Origin of the sequence: Burkholderia sp. S-53, assembly GCF_025560745.1 — a bacterium.
GTDB classification, from domain to species: domain Bacteria; phylum Pseudomonadota; class Gammaproteobacteria; order Burkholderiales; family Burkholderiaceae; genus Burkholderia; species Burkholderia pyrrocinia.
Genome location: NZ_CP090484.1, coordinates 3,041,989 through 3,059,782 on the forward strand (window position 1 = coordinate 3,041,989; position 17,794 = coordinate 3,059,782).

At 66.3% G+C, this 17,794-nt stretch carries 13 protein-coding genes and 1 tRNA gene; 10 read left to right on the top strand and 4 right to left on the bottom strand.

Annotation, left to right across the window (positions count from 1 at the left end; all coding sequences use genetic code 11):
• Window positions 1-99 precede the first annotated feature (99 nt).
• Window positions 100-987, top strand: a complete 888-nt coding sequence (gene galU, locus LXM88_RS35710; RefSeq protein WP_047901323.1) for a UTP--glucose-1-phosphate uridylyltransferase GalU — start codon at window positions 100-102, stop codon at window positions 985-987.
• Window positions 988-1,437: 450 nt separating this feature from the next.
• Here the strand turns inward: galU and LXM88_RS35715 are convergent, their stop codons facing one another.
• Complete coding sequence (locus LXM88_RS35715; RefSeq protein ID WP_262544174.1) at window positions 1,438-2,556, bottom strand: acyltransferase family protein; 1,119 nt, start codon at window positions 2,554-2,556, stop codon at window positions 1,438-1,440.
• 261 nt (window positions 2,557-2,817) lie between these two features.
• Here LXM88_RS35715 and LXM88_RS35720 point away from each other — a divergent pair, with 261 nt between their 5' ends.
• Entirely contained in the window at window positions 2,818-3,267 is a 450-nt protein-coding gene (locus LXM88_RS35720) for an HU family DNA-binding protein (RefSeq protein ID WP_069747789.1), read from the top strand.
• A gap of 298 nt (window positions 3,268-3,565) precedes the next feature.
• Window positions 3,566-4,357: an AadA family aminoglycoside 3''-O-nucleotidyltransferase gene (locus tag LXM88_RS35725; RefSeq protein ID WP_262544175.1), complete on the top strand. Its 792-nt coding sequence runs from the start codon at window positions 3,566-3,568 to the stop codon at window positions 4,355-4,357.
• A 160-nt stretch (window positions 4,358-4,517) separates the two neighbouring features.
• On the opposite strand, the gene LXM88_RS35730 is transcribed toward LXM88_RS35725, so the two are convergent.
• The 3 genes from LXM88_RS35730 to LXM88_RS35740 all read right to left on the bottom strand — a co-directional run bounded on the left by LXM88_RS35730 (window position 4,518) and on the right by LXM88_RS35740 (window position 7,909).
• Window positions 4,518-4,991 carry a VOC family protein gene (locus LXM88_RS35730; RefSeq protein WP_111019926.1) on the bottom strand — a complete coding sequence of 158 codons (474 nt, stop codon included), beginning with the start codon at window positions 4,989-4,991 and terminating at the stop codon, window positions 4,518-4,520.
• Window positions 4,992-5,380: 389 nt separating this feature from the next.
• A complete protein-coding gene (locus tag LXM88_RS35735; protein ID WP_262544176.1) occupies window positions 5,381-6,553 on the bottom strand; it encodes a porin in 1,173 nt (390 codons plus the stop codon).
• Between the two features lie 435 nt (window positions 6,554-6,988).
• Window positions 6,989-7,909: a YihY/virulence factor BrkB family protein gene (locus LXM88_RS35740; RefSeq protein ID WP_262544177.1), complete on the bottom strand. Its 921-nt coding sequence runs from the start codon at window positions 7,907-7,909 to the stop codon at window positions 6,989-6,991.
• 173 nt (window positions 7,910-8,082) lie between these two features.
• On the opposite strand from LXM88_RS35740, the gene fdnG reads away from it, so the two are divergent.
• The 7 genes from fdnG (at window position 8,083) to LXM88_RS35775 (ending at window position 17,594) form a co-directional block, all read left to right on the top strand.
• The gene (fdnG, locus tag LXM88_RS35745; protein ID WP_262544178.1) at window positions 8,083-11,154 is read left to right on the top strand and encodes a formate dehydrogenase-N subunit alpha; all 3,072 of its coding nucleotides are present in this window, start codon (window positions 8,083-8,085) and stop codon (window positions 11,152-11,154) included.
• A 10-nt stretch (window positions 11,155-11,164) separates the two neighbouring features.
• Window positions 11,165-12,079 carry a formate dehydrogenase subunit beta gene (fdxH, locus tag LXM88_RS35750; protein WP_262544179.1) on the top strand — a complete coding sequence of 305 codons (915 nt, stop codon included), beginning with the start codon at window positions 11,165-11,167 and terminating at the stop codon, window positions 12,077-12,079.
• Complete coding sequence (locus tag LXM88_RS35755; RefSeq protein ID WP_059599523.1) at window positions 12,076-12,702, top strand: formate dehydrogenase subunit gamma; 627 nt, start codon at window positions 12,076-12,078, stop codon at window positions 12,700-12,702. Before fdxH ends, LXM88_RS35755 begins: the two co-directional genes overlap by 4 nt.
• A 393-nt stretch (window positions 12,703-13,095) precedes the next feature.
• Window positions 13,096-14,031, top strand: coding sequence for a formate dehydrogenase accessory protein FdhE (gene fdhE / locus LXM88_RS35760; RefSeq protein ID WP_262544180.1), 936 nt, complete (start codon window positions 13,096-13,098; stop codon window positions 14,029-14,031).
• A gap of 73 nt (window positions 14,032-14,104) precedes the next feature.
• Window positions 14,105-15,544, top strand: coding sequence for an L-seryl-tRNA(Sec) selenium transferase (selA, locus tag LXM88_RS35765; protein ID WP_262544181.1), 1,440 nt, complete (start codon window positions 14,105-14,107; stop codon window positions 15,542-15,544).
• Window positions 15,541-17,466, top strand: coding sequence for a selenocysteine-specific translation elongation factor (selB, locus tag LXM88_RS35770; RefSeq protein ID WP_262544182.1), 1,926 nt, complete (start codon window positions 15,541-15,543; stop codon window positions 17,464-17,466). The genes selA and selB overlap by 4 nt, the downstream gene beginning before the upstream one ends.
• Window positions 17,467-17,498: 32 nt before the next feature.
• Window positions 17,499-17,594, top strand: a tRNA-Sec gene (locus tag LXM88_RS35775).
• Window positions 17,595-17,794 lie beyond the last annotated feature (200 nt).

Here is a 17,794-nt window from a genome sequence, read left to right on the forward strand (position 1 = left end):
GGAATTGGCAGTGCCGTCGATTCTCGATATGCCGTTCGGAACACAATCGCGCCGGGTCGCAGGTCGACGCGGCGCAGTCAACGCAATCAGGATGCGAACATGTTGAAAGTCACCAAGGCCGTGTTCCCCGTTGCCGGTCTCGGCACGCGGTTCCTCCCGGCAACGAAGGCGAGCCCGAAGGAAATGTTGCCCGTCGTCGACAAGCCACTGATTCAGTACGCGGTCGAGGAAGCGATCAACGCCGGTATCACCGAGATGATCTTCGTCACCGGGCGCAGCAAGCGCGCGATCGAGGATCACTTCGACAAGTCGTACGAGATCGAGGCCGAACTCGAGGCGCGCGGCAAGGAAAAGCTGCTCGAACTCGTGCGCGGCATCAAGCCGAGCAACGTCAACTGCTTCTACGTGCGCCAGCCGGAAGCGCTCGGCCTCGGCCATGCGGTGTTGTGCGCGGAAAAGCTCGTGCACGGCGAGCCGTTCGCGGTGATTCTCGCCGACGACCTGCTGCACGGCGAGCAGCCGGTGCTCAAGCAGCTCGTCGACGTGTTCGACCACTATCACAGCTCGGTGATCGGGGTCGAGACGATCCCGCGCGAGGACAGCCGCTCGTACGGTGTCGTCGAAGGCCGCGAATGGGAAGAGGACATCATCAAGCTGTCGGGCATCATCGAGAAGCCCGCGCCCGAGGATGCGCCGTCGAATCTCGGCGTGGTCGGCCGTTACGTGTTCATGCCGACGATCTTCGATCACCTGCGCAAGCTCAAGCCGGGCGCAGGCGGCGAACTGCAGTTGACCGACGCGGTCCAGACGCTGCTCGCGAACGAGCAGGTGCTCGCGTACCGCTACTACGGCACGCGTTTCGACTGCGGCAGCAAGATCGGTTATCTCAAGGCAACCGTCGAGCTCGCGCTCCAGCATCCGGAAGTGAGCCGCGAATTCGAGGCATACCTGCGTACCTGCTTGCCCGCGCTGGCTGCTGTCGCGTAAGAAGTCGCGCGCTTCGTTGTTTCAGGTGGTGGTTGTTCCGTTGGCCCCGGCCGCTCAGGCGCCGGGGCTTTTTTGCATTGGCCGGTGCGCGATCGTGGTGCGTGCGGCTGGGTTGTCGGGTTGTTCTGGTCGAATGGAAGCGCGTGCCGAGTGTGGAGCGGGGCGCTCGGGCGCGGTCCGGCGTCACGCCTGAAACCGGTGCCGACGCGCTCGCCCGGGTGGGCGCTCCGGCGGCGTCGTTGCGCGGTGCATGTCGACGTTCGTACGGGCGCCGGTTTCGCCGGGGTGGGGTGATGAAGCAGCGCCGCGGCGCGTCAGTTTTTCGACGCTGCCTGTATCGAGGCTTTCCCGCGCATTTCCCGTTCGGTATTTTCCGCTTCCGCTTCCGCTTCCGCTTCCGCTTCCGCTTCCGCTTCCGCTTCCGCTTCCGCTTCCGCTTCCGCGTGACGCTCAACGCGCCGACGTGCTCGGTCGCGCGTCGAAGCGCCGGGCCAGCATCGCGGCGATCGGCTTCTTGAAGTCGAGCAGCCTTTTTTCGAGATAACGCCAGGACAGGTGCGCGAGCAGCACGGCGAGCGCGAATTGCAGCATCTCGGGCAGCACTTCGCGGACGATTTCCGGCATCGGCACGTGCGCGAGGAGCGCGGGCATCATGCCGAAGCGCGTCGGAATCAGGTTGTGGAACAGGTAGAAGCCGTAGCTGATCGTGCCGAGATAGGCGAGCGGCGCCCAGTCGAGCAGCGCCACGACGGGATGTTCGGGTTCGCTGACGATCCACAGCATCAGCGCGCCGAGCGACGCGGACAGGCCGAGATCCGCGAGCCCCGCGACCGCGTCGGGCAGCGCCGTGCACGCGGGCAGCGCGAGGAAAAACACGACGCCCGCCGCGCCGAGCCAGCCGGGCGGAATGCGGCGCACGGCGGCCGGGCCGTGATCGGCGAGCGCGATCGCGCCGACGCCGCCGAGCGCGATCAGCGCGAAATTCCACGGGGAAAACGCATAGATCAGCACCGGCGACGCGTCGGACAGGTAGAGCGCGAGATGCGCGAGCGCGCACAGCGCGACGGCCGCGACGCCGAGCGCGACGTGCCGCGCGGCGGGCACCGCGAGCAGCGCGAGCGGCGCGATCAGATAGAACTGCTGTTCAACCGCGAGGCTCCAGAAATGCGACGTGGAGCCCGGCCAGCCGTCCTTGACGACGCCGATCCAGTAATTCGACAGGAACGCCGCATGCCACGCGAGCCCGAGGTTGACGCCGCGCTGGTAGAACAGCGTGTGCGCGATCGCGAGCGCGGCGAGCAGCAGGTAGTACACGGGGAAAATCCGCAGCGCGCGCTTCGCGAGGAACAGCGCGAGCGCGTGGCGGCGCGTCATGGTGCCGCACTCGAGCGCCAGGCGGTTGCGATGCAGCTCGCCGACGATCAGGAATCCGCTGATGAGGAAAAACGTCCACACGCCAAGCTTGCCGACGTCGACGGCAAGCACATGGCCTTTGTGGGACAGGAAAACGAGGATGACGGCGAGGGCTCGCAGGCCGTCGAGTCCTTTGACGTATCTGGCTTCGCGCATGGAGGCATCCGGGCATTGAGCGAGGCCAGTATAGGTGCGCAAATATCGAACGTAATTCGCGTTCGGACGCATACGTAACGAGGTTTTTCGACGTTCGAGCGTCGTCGAAGTCGGTCGCGCGCAACAAAACCTGCGGGAAACCCCGCGAAAACGCATAAAAGTACTGCACGAAGCGTCAAGGCGCTTGTAGAATCCGGCGTTGAAGCGCGCGCATTGCACGCTTCGTGTATCCAACGAACGACCACACCTGGTAGGAGAAACATGGCGACTTCCGCAAAAAAGGTGGCCAAGAAGGCTGCCGCCGCACCGGCCAAGAAAGTGGCTGCTAAGAAAGTAGCGCCCGCGAAGAAAGTAGTGGCCAAGAAGGCCGCCGTCGCGAAGGCGCCCGCTGCTCCGACGCCGCTGAAGGACAAGTTCACGAAGGCATCGCTCGCAACGCACATCGCTGAGCGCGCAGCCGTGGAAGTGAAGGCGGTCAAGGCAGTGCTCGCCGCACTCGAGAACGTCGTGCTGGGCTCGGTCCACAAGAAGGGCGCAGGCGAGTTCACGCTGCCGGGTCTGCTGAAGATCACGGCACAAGTCGTGCCGGCGAAGAAGAAGCGCTTCGGCAAGGATCCGTTCACGGGCGAAGAGCGTTGGTTCCCGGCGAAGCCGGCCAGCGTGCGCGTGAAGGCACGTGCGCTGAAGAAGCTGAAGGACGCGGCGGCGTAATGCCGCGCAACGGCTGCCGATGCATGTCGGCAGCCGTTGCGATGTCCTGCGATCCCCGTACGCGAAAGCGTGCGGGGATTTTTATTGCGCTGCGCAAAGCGTGCGGCAGCGAAAACGCGAAGCGGCGGCGCTGTGCGGTTCGATGCGCGACGCGCGGCGAATGGCGTGTCGTGCATGCGCAATGCCGAATGGCGAATCTTCATTCGCGCGGGCGGTTGTTTCGTCGCCGCCCGTCGCGCTCGTCGCTCCCGCTGCGCAGATTGAGCCCGTCGCGTGTGCATCGTGAGGCCTACGCATCGTGACTGAATGCGTCCCGGCCGACATCGCCGGACAGGTTGCTGCCGCGCGTGCCGCGATCGAGCGGCATCTCGGTGCGACGCTGGATGCAATCCACCTGTTCGGCTCGTCGCTCGACGGCGGCTTGAAACCGCGCAGCGACATCGACCTGCTGGTGACGGTGGCGGCACGGCCCGGCGAAACGACGCGGCGCGCGCTGATGCTCGACCTGCTCGCCGCGTCGGCGCCGCCCGGTTGCGCAGGTGGCGTGCGCCCGCTGGAAGTCACCGTCGTCGCGCACGGCGACGTGGTGCCGTGGCGTCGTCCGGTGCGGCGCGAACTGCAGTTCGGCGAGTGGCTGCGCCGCGACCTCGAAGCCGGCATCGTCGAACCGGCGCTCGCCGATCACGATCTGGCGATCCTGCTGACGAAGGCGCGGCAGCACAGCGTCGTGCTGGTCGGGGCGCCTGCGAACGCGTTGTTCGAGCCGGTGCCCGAGCGCGACTTTGTCGCCGCGCTGCTCGCTACCGTTGCACAGTGGAATGGCGAACCCGACTGGCTCGGCGACGAGTGCAACGTGGTGCTCGCGCTCGCGCGCATCGGGTACAGCGCGGAAACCGGCAGGATCGTGCCCAAGGACGTCGCCGCGGCATGGGTGCTGGAGCGCCTGCCCGATGCGTACCGGCCGGTTGTTGCGGCCGCGCGCGCCACCTATCTCGGTGGCGAAGCGGGCGCGGCGATCCTGTCGGGCGAACCGCTCGCCGCGTTCATCGGCCATGCGCGGCGGACCATCGAATCGATGCTGTCGGCGTAGCGGCGGATGTCACGGTGCACGGGATCGGCGTGATGGCCGGCGCATCGCCGATCATGATCGCAGCTGCCGCACGCGCACGCAGCCGATCCGGCCGCGTGCCGGCGATTCGCGACGCGCCTGACCAGCGTGCCGTCACGCATCCGCAGCGCGACGCGCTTCGTCAACCCGCCGTGCCCGCATAGGCAGCCTTCAGCGCGGCGTCGTCGAACTTGGTCATCTGCATCATCGCCGCGGCCACGCGTGCCGCCTTGACCGCGTCGCGATCGGCCATCATCGGGATGAGCGCTTCCGGAACGATCTGCCACGACACGCCGTAGCGGTCTCTGAGCCAGCCGCAGCCGTCGGCCGTGCCGCCGTTGTCGAGCAGGGCGCTCCAGTAGCGGTCGAGTTCCGCCTGGTCGGCGCAACTGACCAGCAGCGAGATCGCGTGATTGAACGTCTCCGTGCGCGGGTGGCTCATCGCGATGAACGGCTGCCCGAACAGCTCGAACTCGACCATTCGCGTGCCGTCGGTGCCGGATACCGACGTGACGCGCACGACGCGCGAATCCGGAAAGATGCCTGCATAGAAGGCCGCTGCTTCTTCGGCTTCCGTCGAGTACCAGAGAAAAGGCGTGATCTTCTGAATCGTCATGACGAATCTCCTGTCTGGATTGGCCGGGGCGTAAACCGCGTGCCGCCATCGACACGACGGACGACGGCCACCGAAATCGACACGCGGGGGGAAATGGGCGCCGCGCCAGGTGAGCGGTGCGGGCAATGTGGATGGTAGTCGCCCGGATCGAAGACGGCGACCTGCCCCGAGATCCGGAAGCGGCGTTTGCGACGCTTTGCAGCCGCCAGGCGCCGCTGCCGGCCCGCCGACGTGCGGTCGGGCACCGGCTTCGTTTGCAGGCCCGGGCAGGCGCTGCGGGCACGCGGGAGACGGACGAAAAAAAAAGCCAGCCGCGGCCGAAACCGGGGCTGGCTTTCCAGTTCGGCGGCAAGGCGTCGGAGACGCCATGCACGCCGGATACATCGTTTTTAGAACTTGTGGCGCAGGCCGAGAGCGACCAGTTCCTGCGACTTCGTACCGCCGTAGCCGTACGAGCCGATCGATGCTTGCGCGGTTTGCGTCGTCGTGCCGTTGACGCGTTGCGTGCCGCTGGCGTGCTGGTAGCCGCCGATCAGGTAGACGTCCGTGCGCTTCGACAGCGAGTAGTCCGCGCCCAGCGAAACCTGGTGATACTTCGCGTCCGTATCGCCGCTCGCCTTCGTGTATGCGTAGCCGAGGCCCAGCAGCAGCGCCGGCGTTGCCTGGTAGTTCACGAATGCGCGGCCGGTGTTGAACTTCTCCGTGGTCGTGAATGCCGACAGGCCGTCCGCCTTGTACTGCGAGTTGCTGTAGCCGAGGCCGAACGTCACCGGGCCGATTGCGTACTGGCCGGCAACTTGCGCGATGTTGATCGCCTTCGCCGTTGCGTATGCGCCGACGATCGGGTTGTTCGAGACGTCGAGGCCGGTAGCCGTCGGGCTCGTCCAGCCGCCCGTGCCGTTCGAGGCGATCGTGCGATCGCTGCCGTTCTGCACGCGCAGGAAGCCTGCCGCGACGCCGATCGGGCCATTGTTGTAGGCTGCGGCTGCACTCCACGTCTGGCCTTGGCCCGGATGGCCCGCCACACCGCCCAGCGCGTACATGCCTTCGACCTGGAAGCCCGCGAAGACCGGCGACACATACTTGACCGCGTTGTTGACGCGGATGCTGTTGTCGTTGTTGTCGACGTCGCCCGGCGTGGCCATGATGCTGCCGAAATAGTTGTCACCCGTCACGGCCTGAACCATGTCGACCGTCGGGTCGTACTGGCGGCCCAACGTCAGCGTACCGTACTGCGCGTGGTCCAAACCGACGTACGACTGACGGCCGAACATGCGGCCACCTTGGTTGAGCTTGCCCGTGCCGACGTCAAAACCGTTTTCCAACTGGAAGATTGCCTTCAGGCCGCCACCCAGATCTTCCGTACCCTTCAAGCCCCAGCGCGGACCTTGCAGGTTACCCGACAGCATTTGCCACGAGTTGATGGCCTGGCCGTTGTTGCCATGGACAAATGCGATCGACGTATCGATCACGCCGTACAGCGTCACGCTCGACTGAGCCTGGGCAGCGCCAGCGGCGCCCAGCAGGGCGAGCGAGAGGGTCGAGAGAGCGAGTTTCTTCATCGTTGAGTTTCTCCACGCAAGTGATTCATCGTTATTTGTTGCGGATTGGAGAATAGCTCAGTGCCATAGACGCAAGAAAGCTTAAAAAATAAAGTGTCTCGAAAAGGTAACAGCATCAAAAAGTCTATATATATCAAGCACATCAACGACCGTTCCTATTTTTGAAATAGTTGACAGTTGCTGCGGTGCGATTGTTTCGGTGTGTGATGCACATCGCGGCAGATGCCCTGTTTCGGCCGGTTGGAGCAGCGAAATGAGTGCTTGCAAACGTTTGCCGTTGCAGCAACGAACGTGCCGACGTGCAAAGCGCGCTTCGACGCCGCGCGAATGCGCGGCGGACGGCGTGGTTGCCAGGAGTCGGGTGGGTGTGCAAGGGGCAATTTCGCGGCGCGCGCGATGCCGGAGCGCAGCCGCGTTGCGGAGGCGGTGGGTGAATCAGTCGCCGCGCATGCGACCGGTTTGAGCGGGGACGGTCGTCGCGGTGCCGGCGGGCTGATGCGCGTTGCCGCGGGCCGCCGCGAATTCCGCGCCGAGCAGCAGCACGATCGCGGAGAAGTACAGCCACATCAGCAGGACCGCGAACGATCCGGCTGCGCCGAACGCGCTGGCCGTGCCCGCATGCGCGAGGTACAGCGCGAACAGCTTCTTGCCGCCGGAGAACAGGATCGCGGACACGATGCCGCCGACCGCGGCGTCGCGCCACGCGACGCGCGCATCGGGCAGGAACTTCATCAGCGCGGCGAATGCGGCCGCGAGCACCGCGATGCCGACGAAGAACTGCACGATGTTCGTCACGACGACATACGGCGAATTCCCCAGTAGCCAGGTGCCGACGAACGTGATCGCGGTGTCGAGCACGAGCGACACGATCAACAGGAACGCGACGCCGAGCACGAGCCCGAACGAAATCAGCCGCACGCGCACGAGCCCGAGCATGCTCGACCAGCGGTTTTCGGTAGCCGGCCAGATCACGCTGAGCGCGGCGCTGAGCGACGCGAACGTGGCCGACGCGCCGATCGCGAGCGCGGCGAACGAGATCAGCGTCGCGAGGCCGCCGCGCTCGCCGGCGCGGTGCGCGTTCTGCACGATCGTCTGGATGCTGGCCGCCGCGTCGTTGCCGATCAACTGGTGCGCCTGCTCGAACACCTGGCCGCGCGCGGCGTCGTCGCCGTAGAACCAGCCGGCCACCGCGATCACCATCACGAGCGTCGGCGCGAGCGAGAACGCGGAGAAAAACGCGATGCCCGCGGCCATCGAGGAGCAGCGGTCGGACGAGAAGCGTTTGAACGCGGTGAGGGCCCAGTTGGCCTGTCGTTGGGCGAGGCGGGTCGCCTCGCTGGTGATCTGTCGTTTCATGCGTGGTCGGTGGCGGCACGGGCGCCGATCAGGGTTGGCGACTGGACTAGTCTTAAAACGTCATTGCGATTAATCGGACAAGTCCGTATTGATCCGAGGATACGGCCATAGTTGCACGAACTGTCTATAATTCCTTTCAGTTTCCTCACCCCCACAATAACGTCGAGACCGCCATGCTACAAATGTCCCGGCGCCAGTTCCTGAAGGTGACGGCCACGTCGCTTGCCGGATCGAGTCTTGCCCTGATGGGCTTTTCTCCATCCGAAGCGCTGGCCGAAGTCCGACAGTACAAGCTGGCGCGCACAGTCGAAACGCGCAACACCTGTCCTTACTGTTCAGTGGGTTGCGGCATCCTCATGTACAGCCTCGGAGACGGCGCGAAGAATGCGAAGCCGAGCATCATCCACATCGAAGGCGATCCCGACCATCCCGTCAATCGCGGCACGCTGTGCCCGAAGGGCGCGAGCCTGATCGACTTCATCCACAGCCCGAATCGCCTGACGCATCCCGAATATCGGGCGCCCGGCTCGGACAAGTGGGAGCCGATCTCGTGGAATGACGCGCTCGACCGGATCGCGAAGCTGATGAAGGCCGACCGCGACGCGAACTTCGTCGAGACGGCGGAAGACGGCGCGAAGGTCAACCGCTGGCTCACGACCGGCATGCTGGCCGCATCGGCCGGCAGCAACGAAGTCGGCTACCTGACGCACAAGGCTGTCCGCAGTCTGGGAATGCTCGCATTCGACAATCAGGCGCGTGTCTGACATGGCCCGACGGTGGCAGGTCTTGCCCCGACGTTTGGCCGTGGAGCGATGACGAACCATTGGGTCGACATCAAGAACGCGGACGTGATTCTCGTGATGGGCGGCAATGCAGCCGAGGCCCATCCGTGCGGTTTCAAGTGGGTAACGGAGGCGAAGGCGCACCGCAAGGCGCGGCTGATCGTCGTCGACCCGCGCTTTACGCGTACGGCCTCGGTGGCCGACTACTACGCGCCGATCCGCACCGGCACCGACATCGTCTTCCTGGGCGGCGTCATCAACTACCTGCTGACGAACGACAAGATCCAGCATGAGTATGTGAAGAACTACACGGACTTCACGTTCATCGTGCGCGAGGATTTCGCGTTCGACGACGGCATCTATTCCGGCTACGACGCGGAAAAGCACGCGTATCCGGACAAATCGAGCTGGGACTACGAGCGCGGCGACGACGGTTTCGCGAAGGTCGACCCGACGCTGCAGCATCCGCGCTGCGTGTACAACCTGCTGAAGCAGCACTACGCGCGCTATACGCCGGACATGGTCCAGCAGACCTGCGGCACGCCGAAGGACAAGTTCCTGAAGGTGTGCGAGATGCTCGCGACGACGGCCGTGCCCGGCCGCGCCGGCACGATCCTGTATGCGCTCGGCTGGACGCACCACTCGATCGGCGCGCAGATGATCCGCACCGGCGCGATGGTGCAACTGCTGCTCGGCAACATCGGCATCGCCGGCGGCGGGATGAACGCGCTGCGCGGCCACTCGAACATCCAGGGGTTGACCGACCTCGGGCTGATGTCGAACCTGCTGCCGGGCTACATGACGCTGCCGATGCAGTCCGAGCAGGATTTCGACGGCTACATCAAGAAGCGCACGCAGCTGCCGCTGCGGCCGAACCAGTTGAGCTACTGGAAGAACTACAAGGCCTTCCACGTCAGCTTCATGAAGTCGTGGTGGGGCGATGCGGCGACCGCCGAGAACAACTGGGGCTACGACTACCTGCCGAAGCTGGACAAGCAGTACGACCTGCTGCAGGTGATCGAGCTGATGAGTGCCGGCAAGATGAACGGCTACATCTGCCAGGGCTTCAACCCGCTCGCGGCGGCGCCGTCGAAGGTAAAGACGGCCGCGGGGCTCGCGAAGCTGAAGTGGCTCGTGATCATGGATCCGCTCGCGACCGAGACGTCCGAGTTCTGGAAGCATCACGGCGACTACAACGACGTCGATGCGTCGAAGATCCAGACCGAGGTGTTCCGTCTGCCGACCACGTGCTTTGCGGAGGAAAACGGCTCGCTCGTGAGTTCGAGCCGCGTGCTGCAATGGCACTGGAAGGGCGCGGAGCCGCCGGGCGACGCGAAGAGCGATCTCGAGATCATGTCGGGGCTGTTCCTGCGCATGCGCAAGATGTATCAGGCGGACGGCGGCAAGTATCCGGACCCGATCGTGAACCTGACCTGGCCGTACGCGAACCCGGAAAGCCCGACGCCCGAAGAGCTCGCGATGGAGTACAACGGCCGTGCGCTCGCCGATCTGCCCGACCCGAAGGATCCGGCCAAGACGCTCGTGAAGAAGGGCGAGCAGCTCGCCGCGTTCGCGCAACTGAAGGACGACGGCACGACCGCGAGCGGCTGCTGGATCTTCTGCGGCGCATGGACGCAGGCCGGCAACCAGATGGGGCGGCGCGACAACGCGGATCCGACCGGCATCGGCCAGACGCTGAACTGGGCGTGGGCGTGGCCGGCGAACCGGCGGATCCTGTACAACCGCGCATCGTGCGACCTGAACGGCAAGCCGTTCGACCCGACCCGCAAGCTGATCGGCTGGAACGGCAAGGCGTGGGCGGGCCCCGATATCCCGGACTTCAAGGCGGACGAACCGCCCGAGAACGGGATGGGGCCGTTCATCATGAACCCGGAGGGCGTCGCGCGCTTCTTCGCCCGCGCGGGGATGAACGAAGGTCCGTTCCCCGAGCACTACGAGCCGTTCGAGACGCCGCTCGCCGCGAACCCGCTGCACCCGAACAACCCGCAGGCGCTGAACAACCCGGCCGCCCGCGTGTTCCCGGACGACCGCGCGTCGTTCGGCAAGGTGTCGGAGTTCCCGCACGTCGCGACGACTTACCGGCTGACCGAGCACTTCCACTACTGGACCAAGCATGCGCGGCTGAACTCGATCATCCAGCCCGAGCAATTCGTCGAGATCGGCGAAGACCTCGCGAAGGAAGTCGGCGTCGCGCATGGCGAACGCGTGAAGGTGTCGTCCAAGCGCGGCTACATCGTCGCGGTCGCACTCGTCACGAAGCGGATCAAGCCGCTGACGGTCGACGGCAAGAAGGTCCAGACGGTCGGCGTCCCGTTGCACTGGGGCTTCAAAGGTCTGACGAAGCCCGGCTATCTCGCCAATACCCTGACTCCGTCCGTGGGTGACGGCAACTCGTACACACCGGAATTCAAGTCGTTCCTGGTGAAGGTCGAAAAGGCGTAAGGGGAACGAGATGGCATTGCAATCGCTGGATATCAAGCGCGTCTCGGCCACCACGACGCCACCGCCCACGGTGCGCGAACCGGTGACCGGGAGCGTCGCGAAGCTGATCGACGTATCGAAGTGCATCGGCTGCAAGGCATGCCAGACGGCGTGCATGGAGTGGAACGACCTGCGCGACGAGGTCGGCACCAACGTCGGCGTGTACGACAACCCGGCCGACCTGTCGGAGCACTCGTGGACGGTGATGCGGTTCTCCGAATACGAGAACCCGGCCGGCGACCTCGAATGGCTGATCCGCAAGGACGGCTGCATGCACTGCGAGGATCCGGGCTGCCTGAAGGCGTGTCCGTCGCCGGGCGCGATCGTGCAGTACAACAACGGGATCGTCGATTTCCACGAGGAGAACTGCATCGGTTGCGGCTATTGCGTGACCGGCTGCCCGTTCAACGTTCCGCGGATCTCGAAGAAGGATCATCGCGCGTACAAGTGCACGCTCTGTTCCGACCGCGTCGCGGTCGGCCAGGAACCGGCCTGCGTGAAGACCTGCCCGACGGGCGCGATCGTGTTCGGCACCAAGGAGGACATGAAGCAGCACGCGGCCGAGCGGATCGAGGACCTGAAGGAGCGCGGCTTCGAGCATGCGGGGCTGTACGATCCGCAGGGCGTCGGCGGCACGCACGTGATGTACGTGCTGCACCACGCCGATAAACCGTCGCTGTACCACGGGCTGCCCGACAACCCGTCGATCAGCCCGATGGTGAAGCTGTGGAAGGGCATCGCGAAGCCGCTTGCGGTCGCCGGCATCGCGCTGACGGCGCTCGCCGGGTTCTTCCACTACGTCCGGGTCGGTCCGAACGAGGTGAGCGACGCAGAAGAATCGGCCGCGCGCGACGAGGCGCGACGCATCAAGGAGGACGCGAAATGAAGCACGACGACCCCAACCTGATCGTCCGCTACTCGGCGAACGAGCGCACGAACCACTGGATCACCGCGATCACGTTCGTGCTGCTCGCGCTGTCCGGGCTCGCGCTGTTTCATCCGTCGATGTTCTGGCTGACCGCGCTGTTCGGCGGCGGCCAGTGGACGCGGATCCTGCATCCGTTCGTCGGCCTCGTGATGTTCGTGTCGTTCGCGATCCTGGTCGTGCGCTTCTGGCACCACAACGCGCTTGACGCGGATGACCGGCAGTGGCTGAAACAGATCGGCGACGTGCTGACCAACCAGGAGGACAAGCTGCCGCCCGTCGGCCGCTATAACGCCGGGCAGAAGCTGCTATTCTTTACGTTGGTGGCGTGCCTGCTGTTGCTCCTGCTGTCGGGGATCGTGATCTGGCGGCGCTACTTCTCGTTCTACTTCCCGATCGGGGTGATCCGCGCGGCCGCTGTCGTGCATGCCGTGGCGGCCTTCGTGCTGATCGCGAGCATCATCGTGCACATTTACGCGGCGTTGTGGGTGAAGGGCTCGATCGGCGCGATGGTGCGTGGCACCGTCACGCTGGGATGGGCCCGCAAGCATCACCCGAAGTGGTTCCGTGAAAGCGTGAAATAACGCACCGGAGCGGGGCGGTTCGCCGATCGCGGCGGGCCCGCTCCGTCAGCCGTCGGAACCGCCTGAAGCGCCGACCAGTCGGCGCTTGTTTGGGGTCTGTTTGCGCATGGAACGCGCATGCGAATGCCCGAAATCGCTCGCAGGGCAAGAAGTGAGGAGCGCCGTTTGGCCGTGCCAAACAAGCGACGAGCGACGCCGCCATGGGGGCGATTTCGGGCATTCCCGTGGCATGTATTTTTTAATATTTGGGGTTGCCACGAGAACGGCCGCTCGCCGCGTTGCGCTCCTTGCGAATACGTCAGTATTCGCAGCGTCGCGCGCCTCGCGAGCGGCCGTTCTCGTGGCAACGCATGCGCGTTCCATGCGCAAACAGACCCCTTGGAAGACATATTTGTGACACAACGCATTCTCGAACCGACCGAGATCTCGGCACTCGATCATTCGGCCATTCCGCGCTTTCGCCTGCCGGAGCGCGCCACCGCGTTCTCGGCGCGCGCCGCGCGGCTGCGCAAGCTTGCCGACCTGAACCCGATCAGCGGCTACCTGCGGCTGATGGCCACCGTCGCCGACGCGCAGCACGCGACGCTGCAGACGCTGGAGCTGCCGCTGCCGTCGCAGGAAGCGATCGCGCGCGCACAGCAGCATTCGATGCCACTCGTGTCGGCGCTCGACGGCGAGCGCGATTCGCGCTGGCGCGCCGTGCTGTACGAACTGCTCGACCGCGTCGAAGGCGCCGGGCTCGTCAATCCGTCGCTCGCGAAACTGCTCGACCGGCTGCGCCTGATGGCGCCCGCCGAACTCGATGCGCAGGCCGACGCGATCCTCGCGATGCGCTTCGCCGAGGTCGACCCGGCCACCGCGCCGTTCGTGATGGCCGCGCTGCAGGTCGTGTGGACCGATCTCGCCAGCCGCGTGACGCCGGCCGACGTCCCGTATCTCGACCAGCCGGGGCTGTGCCCGGTGTGCGGCACGCATCCGGTCGCGAGCGTCGTGCGGGTCGGCGGCCAGTTCCAGGGCTACCGTTTCCTGCAATGCGGGTTGTGCACGACCGAGTGGCACATGGTGCGCACCAAGTGCTCGCACTGCGATTCGACGAAGGGCATCGCATACCACGGGATCGAAGGCGGCAGCGAAGCCGTCAAGGCCGAATCGTGCGACGAGTGCAAGACTTATCGCAAGATCGGCTATCAGGAGAAGGACTACGAGTTCGAGCCGCTGGCGGACGATCTCGCGAGTCTCACGCTCGACCTGCTGATGAACGAGGCCGGATACCAGCGCAGTTCGCCGAACCCGCTGCTGTGGCCGGATGTCTCGCGGGAAGAGGATTGACGGCACGGGCCGGGGCGGTGCGCGAGCGCCGGCTTCGGCCGACTGCGAAGCATGAGACTGGAGCCACTACTACGTGACCGAGCCGGGTGTGAATGAACTGAATGCGGTGCTGGCGCGCGTGCCGTCGGTCGAGCGCGTGCTGTCGTCGGCGCCGCTGCAACCGCTCCTCGCCGACTATGGCCGTACGCGCGTGCTGAACGCCGTGCGCGCCGAGCTCGAACGCTGGCGGACCGCCGCGCAGCACGATCCGGCGGCGGCCGAGCCGCTCGACGAGCCGCGCATCGCCGCGGCAGTCGCACGCACGCTGGCCGCGCAGAGCGCGGGTGCCGTACGCGCGGTGTTCAACCTGACCGGCACCGTACTGCATACGAATCTCGGGCGCGCGTTGTTGCCCGACGACGCGGTGCGCGCGGTGGTCGACGCGCTCACGCAACCCGTCAACCTCGAATTCGATCTTGCCACGGGCCGCCGCGGCGATCGCGACGACCTGATCGACGATCTGCTGTGCGAACTGACGGGCGCGGAAGCGGCGACCGTCGTCAACAACAATGCGGCGGCCGTGCTGCTGACGCTGTCGGCGCTCGCGGCGAAACGCGAAGTCATCGTGTCGCGCGGCGAACTGGTCGAGATCGGCGGCGCGTTCCGCATTCCCGACATCATGAGTCGCGCCGGCGCCAGGCTGCGCGAGGTCGGCACGACCAACCGCACCCATCTGCGCGACTACGCGGACGCGATCGGCCCGCGCACCGCGCTGCTGATGAAGGTGCACTGCAGCAACTACGCGATCAGCGGCTTCACGAAGGAGGCGACGCTCGCCGAACTCGCGCCGCTCGCGCGCGAGCACGGGCTGCCGGTCGCCGTCGATCTCGGCAGCGGCACGCTCGCCGACCTGTCGTCATGGGGTTTGCCGCACGAGACGACCGTGCAGGAAACCGTGGCCGCCGGCGCAAACGTTGTCACGTTCAGCGGCGACAAACTGCTCGGCGGGCCGCAGGCCGGCCTGATCGTCGGCGATCGCGCACTGGTCGCGAAGATCAAGAAACACCCGCTCAAGCGTGCGCTGCGCGTCGGCAAGCTGACGCTCGCGGCGCTCGAGCCCGTGCTGCGTCTGTATCAGGCGCCCGAATTCCTGCGGGAGCGGCTCACGACACTGCGCCTGCTGACGCGTCCGCAGCGCGAGATCGCCGAGGCCGCCGAGCGCGTGCGCCCGGCGCTGCAGGCCGCGCTCGGCAGCGGTTTCGACGTGACGGTCGAACCGATGTTCAGCCAGATCGGCAGCGGCGCGCTGCCGGTCGACCAGTTGCCGAGCGCCGGGCTCGTCGTACGCACGCCGGACGGCAAGCGCGGCGGCCGCGCGCTGGCGCAGCTCGAGAAACGGCTGCGCGAATGGCCGCGGCCGGTGATCGGCCGGATCGCCGACAACGCGCTGCGGCTCGACCTGCGCTGCCTCGAAGCCGCCGACGAAGCGGCCTTCGTCGCGCAATGCGTGCCGCCCGCGGGGCACGCTGCATGATCGTCGGTACCGCGGGGCACATCGATCACGGCAAGACGACGCTCGTGCGCGCGCTGACGGGCGTCGATACCGACCGCTTGAAGGAAGAGAAGGCGCGCGGCATATCGATCGAGCTTGGCTACGCGTACACGCCGCTCGAGAACGGCGACGTGCTCGGCCTGATCGACGTGCCGGGCCACGAGAAGCTGATTCACACGATGGCGGCCGGCGCGTGCGGGATCGACTTCGCGCTGCTCGTGATCGCCGCCGACGACGGCGTGATGCCGCAGACGCGCGAGCACCTCGCGATCCTGCAACTGCTCGGCGTTACGTATGGCGCCGTCGCGCTGGCGAAGTGCGATCGTGTCGACGCCGCGCGCGTCGCGCAGGTGCGCGACGAGATCGCCGCATGGCTGCACGACTCGACGCTGGCCGGCGCGCCGATCTTCGAAACCCGTGCGACGGCTGCGGACGATCCGGGCGTCGCCGCGTTGAAGCGTCACCTGGCCGACGCGGCAATCGCGTGGCGTGCGCGCCGCGACGACGGCCTGTTCCGGCTCGCGGTCGATCGCGTGTTCACGCTCGCGGGGCAGGGGACCGTCGTGACGGGCACCGCATTCGCGGGCCGTGTCGCGACGGGCGACACGCTCGCGATCGTGCGCACGGGCGGCGCGGCGCGTGTGCGCAGCATCCATGCGCAGAACCGGCCGGTCGACGCCGGCCGCGCGGGCGAGCGTTGCGCACTGAATCTCGCCGGCGTCGACAAGGCCGAGGTCGAGCGCGGCGATACCGTCGCCGATGCGCGGCTCGCCGAGACGTCGCCGCGCGTGGACGTCGAGCTGACGCTGCTCGCGGACGCGGGGCTGACGCTGACGCACTGGGCGCCGCTGCACGTGCATCTCGGCACGCTGCATCGCGTCGCGCATGTCGCGCTGCTCGACGGCGACATGCTCGCGGCCAGCCAGCGGATGCGCGTGCAACTGGTATTCGACGAACCGGTGTTCGCGCTGCCGGGCGACCGGTTCATCGTCCGCAATCCGCAGGCGACGCGCACCGTCGGCGGCGGCCGCGTGCTCGATCCGTTCGGGCCGGCGCGCAAGCGCCGCACGCCCGCGCGTCGTGCGTGGCTCGATGCGCTCGCCGCGTGGCTCGATGACGGGCGCCTCGATGCGCTGCTTGCGCAGGCGCCGCTCGGCGTCCCGCGCGCGATGCTCACGCATCTCACCGGTTTCGCGCCGGACGCGCTCGCGTTGCCCGACGCTGCGCTGGCGATCGGGCAGCGCGATGCCGCGTCGAACGACGGCGCGGTGATTTCGCATGCGCACTGGCGGGCGCTGCAGACGCGGGCGATCGATACGCTGCATGCGTATCACGAGCGCATGCCTGACGAACAGGGGCTCGACGCCGCGCGTCTACGGCGGATGGCTGCGCCGCTCGCCGGCGATGCGCTGTGGCGTGCACTCGTCGATGCGCTGGTGTCCGGCGGCGAAGTCGCGCGAAGCGGGCCTTGGCTGCATCTGCCGTCGCATTCGGTGAGCCTCGATTCGCGCGAGGAAGCGCTGGCGCAGCAACTGCTGCCGCTGATTCATGCGGGGCGCTTCGATCCGCCGTGGGTGCGCGACCTGGCCCGCGACACGGGCGCGGCCGAGGACGCAGTGCGCACGCTGCTGCGCAAGCTCGCACGGCGCGGTAACGTGCACCAGGTCGTGCGCGACCTGTTCTATCACGCGGATGTCGTACGCGAGCTGGCGGAACTGGTCGCGCATCTCGCGCCTTCGCGCGGTGGCGGGCTCGATGCCGCAACGTTTCGCGACGCGACGGGGCTCGGCCGCAAGCGCGCGATCCAGATTCTCGAGTTCTTCGATCGGGTTGGGTATACTCGCTTCCACCGCGATCTTCACTTCCTGCGGCCTGACAGCGGTTGGGTGGGTACTCAGGCGTAGGCGCTCGTTGTTCCTTTGGTTCCTCTCCCCACGGAAGGCATTCGTATCCGGTGGTACGGCCGGGCTTCAAACCCGGTTGGGGGTGTCAGACACTCCCGGGTCAGTTCGACTCTGGCTGCCTTCCGCCATCCCGTTTTCCTGCGAATCGGCGTGCTTCGGATGGCGCGTACTTACGCCGCGGGTCGACGTTGCACAGCGGCCGTGACCGGGCAAACTTGATCGGGAAAAGTACTGAACGTTTGCGAATTTTTTCCGGGCTATAGTGGAACCACTGGGGGTAGACGCGGCGCTGATTGCCGCCACCGATCAGGTAATCACTGTAGACGGG